15 protein-coding genes are annotated in these 12,930 nt (G+C 64.2%); 9 read left to right on the forward strand and 6 right to left on the reverse strand.

The window, feature by feature from the left end; genetic code table 11:
* Positions 1-273: 273 nt before the first annotated feature.
* The 4 genes from frmR to C7402_RS28600 all read left to right on the forward strand — a co-directional run bounded on the left by frmR (position 274) and on the right by C7402_RS28600 (position 2,968).
* Positions 274-549: a formaldehyde-responsive transcriptional repressor FrmR gene (gene frmR, locus C7402_RS28585; protein WP_112176622.1), complete on the forward strand. Its 276-nt coding sequence runs from the start codon at positions 274-276 to the stop codon at positions 547-549.
* 54 nt (positions 550-603) lie between these two features.
* Positions 604-1,713, forward strand: a complete 1,110-nt coding sequence (locus C7402_RS28590; RefSeq protein ID WP_116612998.1) for an S-(hydroxymethyl)glutathione dehydrogenase/class III alcohol dehydrogenase — start codon at positions 604-606, stop codon at positions 1,711-1,713.
* Positions 1,714-1,735: 22 nt separating this feature from the next.
* On the forward strand, positions 1,736-2,311 hold the full coding sequence (gene gfa, locus C7402_RS28595; protein WP_116612999.1) for an S-(hydroxymethyl)glutathione synthase: 576 nt from the start codon (positions 1,736-1,738) through the stop codon (positions 2,309-2,311).
* 366 nt (positions 2,312-2,677) lie between these two features.
* The gene (locus tag C7402_RS28600; RefSeq protein ID WP_112176493.1) at positions 2,678-2,968 is read left to right on the forward strand and encodes a hypothetical protein; all 291 of its coding nucleotides are present in this window, start codon (positions 2,678-2,680) and stop codon (positions 2,966-2,968) included.
* 209 nt (positions 2,969-3,177) lie between these two features.
* Here the strand turns inward: C7402_RS28600 and C7402_RS28605 are convergent, their stop codons facing one another.
* Entirely contained in the window at positions 3,178-4,074 is an 897-nt protein-coding gene (locus C7402_RS28605) for a LysR family transcriptional regulator (protein WP_116613000.1), read from the reverse strand.
* Positions 4,075-4,184: 110 nt separating this feature from the next.
* Between C7402_RS28605 and C7402_RS28610 the strand changes: the two genes are divergently transcribed.
* Positions 4,185-5,153: an NmrA/HSCARG family protein gene (locus C7402_RS28610; protein ID WP_116613001.1), complete on the forward strand. Its 969-nt coding sequence runs from the start codon at positions 4,185-4,187 to the stop codon at positions 5,151-5,153.
* 119 nt (positions 5,154-5,272) lie between these two features.
* Here C7402_RS28610 and C7402_RS46435 read toward each other — a convergent pair whose 3' ends face one another.
* Entirely contained in the window at positions 5,273-5,905 is a 633-nt protein-coding gene (locus tag C7402_RS46435; protein ID WP_133254569.1) for a hypothetical protein, read from the reverse strand.
* A 296-nt stretch (positions 5,906-6,201) separates the two neighbouring features.
* On the opposite strand from C7402_RS46435, the gene C7402_RS28615 reads away from it, so the two are divergent.
* Positions 6,202-7,908 carry a site-specific integrase gene (locus C7402_RS28615; RefSeq protein WP_116613002.1) on the forward strand — a complete coding sequence of 569 codons (1,707 nt, stop codon included), beginning with the start codon at positions 6,202-6,204 and terminating at the stop codon, positions 7,906-7,908.
* A gap of 87 nt (positions 7,909-7,995) precedes the next feature.
* On the opposite strand, the gene C7402_RS47115 is transcribed toward C7402_RS28615, so the two are convergent.
* On the reverse strand, positions 7,996-8,259 hold the full coding sequence (locus C7402_RS47115) for a hypothetical protein (RefSeq protein ID WP_165842016.1): 264 nt from the start codon (positions 8,257-8,259) through the stop codon (positions 7,996-7,998).
* A gap of 87 nt (positions 8,260-8,346) precedes the next feature.
* Between C7402_RS47115 and C7402_RS28625 the strand changes: the two genes are divergently transcribed.
* Entirely contained in the window at positions 8,347-8,607 is a 261-nt protein-coding gene (locus tag C7402_RS28625; protein ID WP_112176486.1) for a DUF1488 family protein, read from the forward strand.
* Positions 8,608-8,688: 81 nt separating this feature from the next.
* Here C7402_RS28625 and C7402_RS28630 read toward each other — a convergent pair whose 3' ends face one another.
* Positions 8,689-9,057 (reverse strand): antibiotic biosynthesis monooxygenase family protein, encoded by a 369-nt coding sequence (locus C7402_RS28630; protein WP_112176484.1) that lies wholly within the window; start codon positions 9,055-9,057, stop codon positions 8,689-8,691.
* Positions 9,058-9,164: 107 nt separating this feature from the next.
* On the opposite strand from C7402_RS28630, the gene C7402_RS28635 reads away from it, so the two are divergent.
* Positions 9,165-9,641: a MarR family winged helix-turn-helix transcriptional regulator gene (locus tag C7402_RS28635; RefSeq protein WP_116613003.1), complete on the forward strand. Its 477-nt coding sequence runs from the start codon at positions 9,165-9,167 to the stop codon at positions 9,639-9,641.
* A gap of 53 nt (positions 9,642-9,694) precedes the next feature.
* Here the strand turns inward: C7402_RS28635 and C7402_RS28640 are convergent, their stop codons facing one another.
* On the reverse strand, positions 9,695-10,570 hold the full coding sequence (locus C7402_RS28640) for a LysR family transcriptional regulator (protein WP_116613004.1): 876 nt from the start codon (positions 10,568-10,570) through the stop codon (positions 9,695-9,697).
* 259 nt (positions 10,571-10,829) lie between these two features.
* On the opposite strand from C7402_RS28640, the gene C7402_RS28645 reads away from it, so the two are divergent.
* A complete protein-coding gene (locus C7402_RS28645; RefSeq protein WP_116613005.1) occupies positions 10,830-12,041 on the forward strand; it encodes an amidohydrolase family protein in 1,212 nt (403 codons plus the stop codon).
* Between the two features lie 11 nt (positions 12,042-12,052).
* Here the strand turns inward: C7402_RS28645 and C7402_RS28650 are convergent, their stop codons facing one another.
* Positions 12,053-12,904 (reverse strand): bifunctional allantoicase/(S)-ureidoglycine aminohydrolase, encoded by an 852-nt coding sequence (locus C7402_RS28650; protein ID WP_116613006.1) that lies wholly within the window; start codon positions 12,902-12,904, stop codon positions 12,053-12,055.
* Positions 12,905-12,930: the final 26 nt, after the last annotated feature.

Here is a 12,930-nt window from a genome sequence, read left to right on the forward strand (position 1 = left end):
GCGCGGATTTGCGCACGCTACCGGTTGTGTGGAACACATTTTGTTATCGGTAACACAGTGCGAAAGATAGCACGTTGAAGTGGATGCCTACAAGGCGTAATGAAGCGGGTTAACCCTGTGGCGTTGCGCACGCGTTGTGCTTGTCGAGCCCGCCGCAGTCTGCGATCCGGCGCGATTGAACGCCTTCGCGACATCATTTTCAATGGCGCAAGCCTATACTCCCTGCCAGTATTGACCTATACTGCCAACCAGTATCCGGAAATCGACCCTGTCATGCCCCATTCCCCCGAAGAAAAGAAGCGTGTCTTGACGCGCGTGCGCAAGGTTCGCGGCCAGCTCGACGCGCTGGAGCGCGCCCTGGTGGAAGGCGCCGAATGCGCACCCGTGCTCCAGCAACTCGCGGCCATACGGGGGGCGATCAACGGTGTGATGGCCGGGGTGCTCGAAAGCCATTTGCGCGAAGAGTTCTCGCATCTCGCGGACTCGGAGCAGACGCCACCCGGATCGATCGACGATGTCGTAACCCTGATTCGAACCTATTTGCGCTAGTTCACCGCGCGGACCCGCAGCGGGTTGTTCGATCTTCTTTTTAACAGGACTGCTATGAAATCACGTGCTGCTGTTGCGTTTGCGCCGGGCAAGCCCCTCGAAATCGTCGAGATCGACGTCGAACCGCCCCGCAAGGGCGAGGTGCTGGTGAAGATCACGCATACCGGCGTGTGTCATACCGATGCCTTCACGCTTTCGGGTGACGACCCCGAAGGCCTCTTCCCCGTCGTGCTCGGCCACGAAGGCGCCGGCATCGTCGTCGAGGTGGGCGAAGGCGTGACGAGCGTCAAGCCCGGCGATCACGTCATCCCCCTCTACACCGCGGAATGCGGCGAGTGCCTGTTCTGCAAGAGCGGCAAGACGAACCTGTGCGTGTCCGTGCGCGCCACCCAGGGCAAGGGCGTCATGCCCGACGGCACGAGCCGCTTCAGCTACAACGGCCAGCCCATTTATCACTACATGGGCTGCTCCACGTTCAGCGAATACACCGTGGTGGCCGAAGTGTCGCTCGCCAAAATCAACCCGCAAGCCAACCCCGAACAGGTGTGCCTGCTCGGCTGCGGCGTGACCACGGGTCTCGGCGCGGTGAAGAACACGGCCAAGGTGCAGGAAGGCGATACCGTCGCGGTGTTCGGGCTGGGCGGCATCGGCCTCGCCGTGATCCAGGGCGCGAAGCTTGCCAAGGCGGGCCGCATCATCGCCGTCGACACCAACCCCGGCAAGTTCGATCTGGCGCGCGCCTTCGGCGCCACCGACTGCGTCAACCCCAAGGATCACGAAAAGCCCATCCAGCAAGTCATCGTCGACATGACGACCTGGGGCGTGGATCACAGCTTCGAATGCATCGGCAACGTCAACGTGATGCGCGCGGCGCTCGAATGCGCGCATCGCGGCTGGGGACAGTCGGTGGTCATCGGCGTGGCGGGCGCGGGTCAGGAAATCTCCACCCGCCCCTTCCAGCTCGTGACCGGACGCCGCTGGCTGGGCACGGCCTTCGGCGGCGTGAAGGGCCGCTCGCAGCTGCCGGGCATGGTGGAAGACGCGATGGAAGGCAAGATCCAGCTCGCACCGTTTGTGACGCACACGAAGCCGCTCGCAGGCATCAATGAAGCGTTCGACTTGATGCACGAAGGCAAATCGATCCGGACAGTCGTTCATTACTGACACTGAAGGAAGGAGAGACACCATGGCCTCAGCTATTCATCCGACGGTTGACCGCGGCATCCAGAAAGGCGCCGAAAACTTCGCGGGCGGCACGTTGCGTTGCCAGTGCGCGCAAGACCCGGTCGAAGTGCGCATCGACTCGCAGGTGGCGTTCAATCACGCCTGCGGGTGCACCAAGTGCTGGAAGCCCGCGGGCGCGCTGTTCTCCGTCGTGGGTGTGGTACCGCGCGACAAGGTGACGGTAACGGCGCACGGAGAAAAGCTGAAGGTCGTGGACGACAAGGCCGTGATCCAGCGGCACGCCTGCACGGCGTGCGGCACGCACCTTTATGGGCGCATCGAGAACAAGGATCACGCGTTTTACGGTCTCGACTTCATTCACACGGAGCTTTCGAAAGATGCCGGCTGGGACGGCCCCGGATTCGCGGCCTTTGTTTCCTCGATCATCGAGAGCGGCACGCCGCCTTCAGCGATGGCCGATGTGCGTCAAACGCTGCGCGATAAGGGCCTGGAGCCGTACGATTGCCTGAGCCCGCCGCTCATGGACCTTCTGGCCGCGCAGGCGGCCAGGGCCAAGGGGACCTATCGGGAAGCTTGATGGCGGTGGCGTACCTTGGCTTTGCCTGTGATGCGGCGCAAGACGGCCGGACTCAGGCGAAGCTGGGGCGCGGTCGTTTCGTTCACTCTGTGTTCCTTCCGCGAATACGCTCAGGCGTTAGCGCCCATCAACCGGGGTTCGAATCTGCATCGCCGCGAAATCGCATTCTTCAAATCGTCTGCATTCCTTCATTTCTATTCCGTCCGTTCGGTCCTTTGACCAGGAATATGGCCGTCCTGTGCCGCCTCGCCTGTCTCATCATGATGGTGCGTTACCTGAACCCGACAACGAAAATCAGGCAGCGTATCAACGGATTCTTTTGAGATCGGATTAGTATCGAGGGCCGCTTACACAGCAGAGGTCAACATGTTCATGAAGGCATGGCGCGGTGAGGAACGGTTATGGAAGGTGTGGTGGCTATTCGGCCTGCCCTATGGCATCGCGGCCGGATTTATCCTGCGTACGTGTGTGCAACGCGAGGTATCCACACTCGCGTTGCTGGCCGTTGTGATGCTCTACGCCGCAGGACTGTTTCTATGGATGGTCTGTGCCTGGCGGTGCGCGCCCAATGTTCGAAAGTCAGTGTGGACCTCCACTTCCCGCGCGCTGATCGTGCTTCAGACGGTTGCGCTGGTCTGGCAGGCAGCCGACGCTTGAAACGCTTGCCGCCTGCTGGCGTTGGCGCTCGCCAGCGCCAGTGGGCGCGCGTGGCGCGACCTTCGATCCGGTTGCCAACCTCGCGCGCGGCCGGCATCGCGATGTGAGGCCTTCTACCGCACTGGGCCCCGCAGCAACACCCGCCTGATCCGTGGCGCCTATCCATGGATGTTCCTGTTCCAGACTGAGCGGAGCCTTACGCTTCGAGGTCAGTTTGAAGCCGCTATCAGCGCTTCGCGCACCCAGCGCTGGCCATTGTGGGTGTGGTTACGCTCGTGCCACACCATACCCACTTCGAATCCTTCCACTGGAAACGGGCATTCGACAATCTGCAACTGACTGGTGCGATCGCGCACCAACCGTTGGGGCACCAGCGCGACGAAGTCCGATTGCGACACGATCTCCGGCAGGAACAGGAACGACGACGCCGATAGCACCACGTTGCGCCGGTGTCCCAGCGTGGCCAGCACGTCGTCTACCGGCGTGACGAAATCACCGCCGCGCAACGAGACAATGACGTGCTCCAGTTGGGCGAACTGCGCCACGGTGATGCTTTCGCGTAGCCCCGGATGGCCGTGTCGACCGATCAGCACATAGCGCTCGTCGAACAGATGTCGCGTGCGCAGACGGGGCGCTGCCGCGCTCTGCGTCATCAGCGCAAGGTCCACTTCGCCACGCGCCATCTGCGCCTCCAACTGCGGGATGTCCAGGCTGCGCAGTGCCACGCGCACGCCGGGTGCCAGTTTGCGCAACCGAAGCACCAGCGGCTGAACCAGCGCAACCTGAAGGTAGTCGGTGCAGGCGATGACCACCGTTAGACTCGCCCGCTCGTGGTCGAAATCACTGTGCCGGGACACCGTGGCGCGGACCTGGTCGAGTGCCTGACGCAGCGGGTCCAACAACTCCAGCGCCTTGGCCGTGGGCGTCATGCCTCGTTGCGCCGGAATCAGCAGCGGGTCGTCGAATAGATCGCGCAAGCGGCTTAGCTGCGCGCTCACCGCCGGCTGACTCAGGTGCAGGCGGCTCGCCGCCCTGGTGACGTTCTGCTCCACCAGCAGGGCTTCCAGCGTGACCAGCAGATTGAGATCCAGACGTGTGGTATCCATAGAACGGATAGTGGGTCAAAAGAATTCCAATTTTACAGATACCCGCCACCGACCGAGACTAGGGGCTGATTCGCGAGCGCGAACTGCTCGCCCATATTCGGAGAAACCGCATGTCCAGCAGCTCACAAAGACCTTTGATCACCGTGGTCGGTGCGTCCAGCAAACAGGGCCGCAGCGTGGCTACGGCTTTGCTGGCCAGTGGACGCTACCGGGTGCGTGCGCTCTCCCGGCGTGCGGACAGCGCACCGATGCGCCACCTGGCCGAGCAAGGCGCCGAGATCGTCACGGTTGCGCTGGAGCTGGGTCGTCAAGCCGAGTTCACCGCGGCGATGCGTGGCTCTCACGGCGCCTTCCTGATGACGCCGCCGACCACACCGATGCCGCCCCCTGGTCAGCCCGAGCTGGCGCTGGGTCGCGAGCTTGCCGATGCGGCGTGCGCCGCAGGCGTGCAACATGTCGTGTGGAGCGGTCTGGAAAACGTCGAGGAACGCACCGGCGGCTGCAAGTGGGCGCCGCATTTTACTGAGAAGGCGCGGGTGGAAGCGCATATCCGCACGCTGTCGCTGCGCAGCACTTTCATCTATCTGGCGTTCTTTTACAGCAACTTCCTGGAGTACTACGTGCCCCGGCGCGGCGCCGATGGCAGCCTGACCTTCGCCATCTACTTGCCGCCGGACGTGCCCATGCCATTCGTGGACCCGCTCACTGCGGCCGGCCCCGCAGTGCTGGAGATATTCGACCATCCGGAGCAATACGCAGGCAAGGCCCTGCCCGTGATCGGCGAGATCCTGACCGCGCGGCAAATGGTGGACACGTTCGCCCGCGTGGCAGGACAGAAGGCGCAGTATGCCTCGGCCTACTCGCGCGACGCGCTGCTGCGGCACTTCCCCGCATTCGGCACCAGTGAATACGTTGTGCGTGAACTGGTGGGGATGGTTGAGTACGCGGTCGAATACGGCTACTACGCCCCCCAGCGCGATCTGGAATGGAGCCGAAAGATCGATCCTGGCGCTTTGACCTGGGCGCAGTTCCTTAAGCGAAGCGAATGGTATGGACAACCAATGAGCTACGGTGCCTGATCCGAGGTGATGTGGCCCGGACGGCTGGCGTACGCGAATAAGACACAAAGGGGCTGAAATCGAGGGAGTCGAGTCTTATGTTCGAAACTGAAACAGTGGAACTGATCCACCGTTCGCCGTTACACGGGATCCTGCTCCCCACCGGATGATTTGACATGCCCGCTGCCGGCCGCGGGAAATGAATCGTGCGCCTGGCGCAGCACCGTCCACAGCGGAATCCAGTTCTCTTCTCGCGGGTCAAGGCAACCAGGGCCATATGAAGCGAAGTCGTCAGCGCGAACCGATAGAACATTGCCAGTACCCCGGTCAAAGAGATACCACTGTTCGACCGTCGGATCATCCCAGTATGGCGATGTCCGCAGCATGCCGCCAGGATCAAAGGAAAACGCCCATGCCCCAACGTGGGTGTCACGCGTCACAGCGACCAGCTTTTGCCCGTCAAGTCGCGAAGCGGCAAAGGCGATACGGCCGTCAGGTGATTCACTATGAGCGGCCAAAGTGCCATTGAGTGTGATTTGCCAATTGCAGCAATATATCCGGAGATGCCAATAGCCCGTCACGGTGACCAGCCTTCGGGCGCATCGCGCTCTTGTTTTTGCGCTGGCGTCGGGCGGCGCGACCACGGGTTCGCGAATGCGAAGCTCAGGCTGACCGAATTCGAGCGTGAGAAAGCTCCCGTGCCCCTGCTTCACTCCCCAGGCTGGATAGTCATGAATCGGGCTCCACAGCCGATCAAATTCGACGGCATCCATTTCGGGCGTTTTGTCATCTGAGCGCATAGGAGGCAACGCGTGTTTGTGGAGTACGTGATTATCGGCGCGGCTATCCTCTACCTATCCCGCAATTGACTGTCCCAGCAATCTCCGGCGCAACCGATAGACCATAGACCTATCGTGCAAGGAATGCCTTCGGCCTCGCCGCTGCCCGCCCAACGCCATATAGCGCGACCAGCCAGAGTCCATGATTCTCCAAAACTCAACGCATAGTGCGTCCATTTAGATAAGCCCGATTATCATAAGGCACTCATTCATGTTGTAAACTATCCACCATGAAATCGCGCCCCATCCCACTGCCCGCCCCCGCCCCGTCCTCCTCGGCCGGTTTTCCCGACGCCGATGAACTCGCCGTGCTGCGTGCCTGGTATGAAGGACTGCCGGTGAGGCGAGCCGTGGCGCGTTATCTGCCCGCCGCGCTCGGCGACGGGAAATCGGCGCGCGGCGTGCTCGGCCGCATCCGGCGGCGCTTGCAAGCCATCGCACGCGCTGCGCATCGCGACGATCTCGCGGCACTGCTCGCGCATCCCGTGGATGAACGCATCCAGCACGCCAAAGCCGTGGCGCAGGCCGTCGAAGCCTTGCGCGGCGCAAAAGCGCCCGAACCGCAAATCGCCGATGAAATTGCGCAGTGGTTCGCCCCGCGCGCCGTACGCGTGCTGCACGCGCACGGCATCACCACCCTCGCCGACCTCACGGTGCGCATCCCGCGCCGCCGCCAATGGTGGAAGGCCGTGCCGGGACTGGGCGCCGCGAGCGCGCGCGCCATCGAGGCGTTCTTCGCCGCCTGGCCCGCGCTCACCGAAAAGGCCCGCGCGCTCGTGGTGGCGAGCCAGCGCGGCGACATCGCGCCGTGGGAAACGCTGAAGCTGCCGCACGAGGTGGACGGCTCCGAAGGCACGTTCCGCGCGCCGCGCGCGACCTGCACGCTCGACGCCTCCAACGACTACGAGGCCGTGCAGACCTGGCTGGCACTCCATGAAACGCCCGCCACGAAGCGCACCTACCGCAAGGAGGCCGAGCGCCTGATTCTCTGGGCGATCGTCGAACGCGGCCGCGCGCTATCCTCGCTCACCACCGAAGATGCGCTCGCCTATCGCGCGTTCCTGCGCCATCCGTCGCCGCGCGGCCGTTGGGTCGGGCCGGTGCGGGCGCGCACGTCGCCGGAATGGCGGCCGTTCAACGGCAGTCTTGCCGCGCGCTCGGTCGCGCATGCGCTGACGGTGCTCGGCGCGCTGTTCCGCTGGCTCGTCGAGCAGCGCTATGTGCTTGCCAATCCGTTCGCAGGCGTGAAGGTGCGCGGCGGCAACGCTGCGTCGGTGCTCGACACCTCGCACGCCTTTACCGAAGGCGAATGGGCGTTGACACGCACCATCGCCGACGGCCTGGAATGGTCGTACGGCTGGGCCGCGCCCGCCGCGCAGCGACTGCGTTTCCTGCTCGACTTCGGCTATGCAACGGGGTTGCGTGCGAGCGAACTGGTGGGCGGCACGCTCGGCCACGTGGAAACGGATGTGCGCGGCGATCACTGGCTGCGCGTGACGGGCAAAGGCGGCAAGGTGGCGCGCGTCGCGCTGCCGCCGCTCGCGTGGGAGGCGCTCGCGCACTATCTGGCCGAGCGTGGGCTGCCGGTCACGCAGGCGCGCTGGCGCCCGGAAACACCGATCATCGGCAACCTCGATGCCGATAGCGGCGCGGCCATCAGCAGCGTGCGGCTATGGGGCGTGTTGCGGCGCTTCTTCCGTCTCGCGGCAGATGCGATCGAGGCCGACCACCCGCCCCTCGCCGAAAAGCTGCGCCGCGCGAGCCCGCACTGGATGCGCCACACGCACGCCACGCACGCGCTGGGTCGCGGCGCGGAGCTGACGACTGTGCGCGACAACCTGCGCCACGCGTCGGTTTCGACGACTTCCATTTACCTGCACAGCGACGAGGTCAAGCGCGCACGGCAGATCGGCGATGCGTTCGCCGCGAAGAAATAGCCTCGCGCGCCGCGCACGCATAAGCTATGCCCGCGATGCCCAGGCACGCAATTCGCTACGCTGGCCCCGGGCAGAACACAGGAGCATTCATGAACCCGCACCGCGCGCGCTTGCGATACGATATTGCCATTGCGCCGCTGCCGTCATCGCCGCCATCGCCGCGGTCATCGCCGGTGGCGCGCGGGCGCAGACTTCCACGCCGATGGCGAAACCGCCGCATTCCGCTTCGGACGCGCTGAGCGCGTCAAACCCGGACCCCATGCCCGTGAAAAAGCCCCGCAAGCCCACCGACGACGATATGCTGCGCCGCGAGCCGGCGAGCGCGGCCACGGCGAAATAGCGCGACGGCATTCGCCCCGCCCCAAGAGCACTTCCAGGGCCAGTTCACGCTGATAGCGGACCCTGGCCATTTGCCAACGAAGCACACGGAGGACCGAGATGAGAATCGAATTTACGAGCCGCCGCCACGCCGTGGCGGCCGCGCGCGTGGCGTTCGAGGCACACGTCGACAACCACCCCGTATGGTGCAGCGTCTCGCTGGACGCGCTGAACGACCGGTTCGGCAACACCGGCACGTCGGCGCGCGCGCTATTGAGCGCCTTCGAGGCCAACCGTCCGAGCATCGAGAAAGCCGCTCGAAACGTGCTGGAGAAAAACGGCGGTCAATCGTTCGAACTGGAGACGCGCGACCTCGAATGACACAGGCGGGCGCAGCCATTGCGCCCGCTTCAACCTCGCCTGAAACGCTACTTGGGGGCACACCCCATCAAGCGAAGCGTTCTAGGCATCACAAATCCCCTCCACACCCGCCTTCCGGAACAGATGCGGTGACGCGCACACCGAGGAAGGATAAGCCGCGAGGCTGGAGCGGAACGCCGGGTGCGAAAACGCCGCCCGAAAGTGCGCCGTCGATTCCCATACCGCGTAATTCAGATACGTCGCGTTCTCACCGAGTGCGCGATGAAGTTGCGCGGAAATAAACCCGGGTTGTTGCTTCATGAACGCCGCGTCGTTTCGCCAGGCGTCGAGGAACTTCGGCTCATCGTCCACGGCCAGCGTGAAGAGGTTCACGAGCACGGCGGGCGCCGCGTCGGTAGCAAGCTGACGTTCGATCGGGAACGACGGATCGAGGGGTCGTAACTGCAACATGATTCGCTCCTTGGTGCGCAGGCCCTATATTCAAACTGAGTTCAACCTGACCTGATCGATTTATAGTAAATTGACATGATGATGTCAATTTGAAATGATCATGACCTATGCGCAAGACAGCGAGAACACCCGCCGGTGAGTACCTCACCGGCATCATCATGGATCTCTTCCGTCTCAACGGGGGGCTGTTGACCTCGGGGGATCGTCTGGTCGCGGGACTCGGGCTCACAAGCGCACGCTGGCAGATGCTCGGCGCCATCGCATCGGCGCAGCAACCGCAACCCGTGGCATGGATCGCGCGGGATCTGGGAGCCAATCGCCAGAACGTGCAGCGGATCGTGAACGACCTGGCGCAGGACGGCCTCGTCCGTTTCGAGGCGAACCCGCACCATCGCCGCGCGCAGCTAGTCGTTTTGACCGACGATGGAAGGCAAGCCTTCAACGCCGCGATGAAACTTCAGGGCCCCTGGGTCAACCGCCTCTCCGATGGGTTGACCGTGAAGGAAATCGAGGCCGCGCATCGCGTCATCATGACATTGCAGGCGAACCTTGAAGGCATGGCGCAAACCGATGACGTGGATTGATCGCCGCCCGGGCATTACTTCGATATCCGAATCAATGGAAAAGATGATGGAATTCAAGGCGTCGCGAGCATGCGCGACAACATCTTCGCCAACTCCTTGACGACCTGATCCGCCGTGGGCCGGTGCAGCAATGCAATGTCCATCGTCTCGATCGCAGGCAGCCCGCTTTCCTGTGTCAGAACGGCGTGCTCGGCGGTCACCGAGCGCGCCGGCAGCAGGCTGATACCAAGGCCGTCGGCCACCGCGGCCTGAATGCCGCTCAGGCTCGAACTGATGAAGCTCATGCGCCAGCGTCGCCCGAGCCCCTCGATCGCATTGGTCATGTCGTCGCGATAGAGCCCGCGCGGCGGGAAGGCGACCAGAGGAACCGGATCGAGCAGGATCGACGGATACTTCGCGCTGTCGATCCAGCGCAGTTGCTCCGGCCAGCTCGCCACCGCTTCGCGGCTGTTGCGCCGCTGCTTCACGAGCGCGATGTCGAGATCGCCGCGGTCGTAGCTGCTGGCGACGTCGCGGCTCAATCCGCTCGTCACTTCGAGCTTCACCTGTGGATGCTTGCGATTGAACGCCGCGAGCATATGCGTCGTCGGTCCGCCAACGAAGTCCTCCGGCACGCCCAGGCGCACCGTCAAGCCCACGCTCGCGCCCGCCAACGATTCGATCATTTCGTCGTTGAGCGCCAGCATGCGCCGCGCGTAGGCGAGCAGCGTCTCGCCCGCGTCGGTCGGCTGCACTTCGCGGCTGCCGCGCTCCAGCAGCTTGTGCCCGGCCATGTCTTCCAGGCGGCGCACTTTCTGGCTCACCGTCGACTGTGTGGAGTGCAGTCGCGCCGAAGCGGCCGTGAACGAACCGCAGTCCGCCACCATGACGATCGCGCGCAGCAGATCCAGATCGAACAGCGGCCTATGTCCTTTCGCGTTGCCTTTCATTGGATGAATTGTCTGTCGAATGCCTATGCCGTCTTCCGTCGCGCGGCATGAATGCGGGCAGTCTCGCCGCCTGCGAAATGCCCCAATGTATTCAATTGTGCACTGGTATGCATTAGAACATTTAACTTCTGCATGCCGCGAGTCGCCGCTAACATGGCACCGTGCCCGCGGCGACCTGTCGTGGCGCGCCTCAACGCTTCTCGGCAGCCGCAAAGCATCGCGCGCTGCGCGACCCCATGATCATTTCAGTGGAACCGGCATGACCTCCGCCACTCGCCCTCTCCTGCTTTCCAATGTCCGCCTGCCCACGGGCGAGGCCGTGTCCGTTTCGATAGCGAACGGTCACATCGAGGCGCTCGGCCCGAACCTGACACCGCCGCCGGGCGCGGCGACCGAAGACGGCGGCGGCGCGCTGCTGCTGCCGGGCTTCGTCGAAGGCCATACCCACCTCGACAAAACCCACTGGGGCCGTGCCTGGTATCGCAACGAAGTCGGCCCCAATCTCGTCGATCGCATCGAGAACGAGCGCGCATGGCGCAAGACCTCGGCGCACGATGCGGGCGTGCAGTCGCTCGCGCTTGCGCGCGCGTTCGTGGCGGCGGGCACCACGCGCCTGCGCACCCATGTGGACATCGACACCGACGCGGGCCTGCGCTACCTCGAAGGCGTGCTCGAAACGCGCCACGCGCTGCGCGACGTGCTGGACATGCAGATCGTCGCGTTTCCGCAGTCGGGCATGCTGGTGCGCCCCGGCACCCAGGAATGGCTTGAGCGCGCGCTCGCGGCCGGCGCCGACGTGCTCGGCGCGCTCGACCCCGCCTTGATCGACGGCGATCCCGTGGCTTCGCTGGACGCCACCTTCGCGCAGGCGGTGCGTCACGGCAAGCCCATCGACATTCATCTTCACGAGCCTGGCGAAGTTGGCGCGTTCACGTTGAAACTGCTGCTCGATCGCGTGGAAGCGACGGGCATGCAAGGGCGGGTCGTGGTAAGCCATGCGTTCTGTCTCGGCGCGCTGCCGCAGCCCGAGCCGCTGCTGGAGCGCCTCGCGCGTCTCGACGTGGCGCTGCTCACGAGCGCGCCGCCTTCGCGCCCCGTTCCGCCGCTCAAGCGCTGCCGCGAACTGGGCGTGACGATCTTCGGCGGCAACGATGGCATCCGCGATACGTGGACGCCGTACGGCACGCCCGACATGCTCGAACGCGCGATGCTGATCGGCATGCGCTACGATCTGCGCCGCGACGACGAGCTGGCGATGGCGTTCGACTGCGTGAGCACGGCCGCCGCGCGCGGCTGCGGTTTCGCCGACTATGGCCTGCACGCGGGCGCGCGCGCCGACCTGGTGCTGGTGGAAGCCGAAACCGTCGCGCATGCCGTGGTCGCACGGCCACCGCGCAAGCTGGTGGTGGCCGGCGGGCGCATCGTTGCCCGCGATGGTGCGTTGGTCGGTGCGTTGATCAGCGCAACGTAACCGCGCCGTGGCTATTTGCCCCGGTTCCCACCCGCCGCACCGAGCGTGAGCTTCATGTGCCGGTTCACATCCTTGTACAGCAGATACCGGAAGCGCGACGGCCCGCCCGCATAGCAGGCCTGCGGGCAGAACGCGCGCAGCCACATGAAATCGCCGGCTTCGACCTCGACCCAGTCCTGGTTGAGCCGATAGACGGCCTTGCCTTCCAGCACGTACAGGCCGTGCTCCATCACATGCGTTTCCGCGAACGGAATCACGCCGCCCGGCTCGAACGTGACGATATTGACGTGCATGTCGTGACGCATGTCGCTCATGTCGACAAAGCGCGTCGTCACCCAACGACCCTCTGTGCCGGGCATGGGAACCGGCTCGACGTCGCGCTCGTTCGTCACGAACGACTCGGGTGCGGGCACGCCCTCCACTTCTTCGTAATGCTTACGAATCCAGTGAAAGCGCGCGCAGTCCGCACCGCGATTACGCAACGACCAGTTCGCGCGCGGCGCGATGTATGCATAGCCGCCAGGCACGAGCCGGTGCTCGACGCCGTCGAGCGTCAGCACGATCTCGCCTTCTACGACGAAAAGCACGCCTTGCGCCGCTTCATCGAGTTCCGGGCGCTCGCTGCCGCCGCCGGGCCCCACTTCCATGATGTACTGCGAAAACGTTTCGGCGAAGCCGGAGAGCGGACGCGCGAGCACCCACAGGCGCGTCTGCTCCCAGAACGGCAGATAGCTCGTGACGATGTCGCGCAGCACGCCTTTCGGAATGACCGCATACGCTTCGGTGAACATGGCGCGATCGGTCAGCAGTTCGGTCTGGGGCGGATGCCCGCCGTGCGGTGCATAGTAGGGACGCGATGACACTCGGTACGCTCCGTGTAGTGGGATGA

It is taken from the genome of Paraburkholderia unamae (genome assembly GCF_003096875.1).
Classification (GTDB): domain Bacteria; phylum Pseudomonadota; class Gammaproteobacteria; order Burkholderiales; family Burkholderiaceae; genus Paraburkholderia; species Paraburkholderia unamae.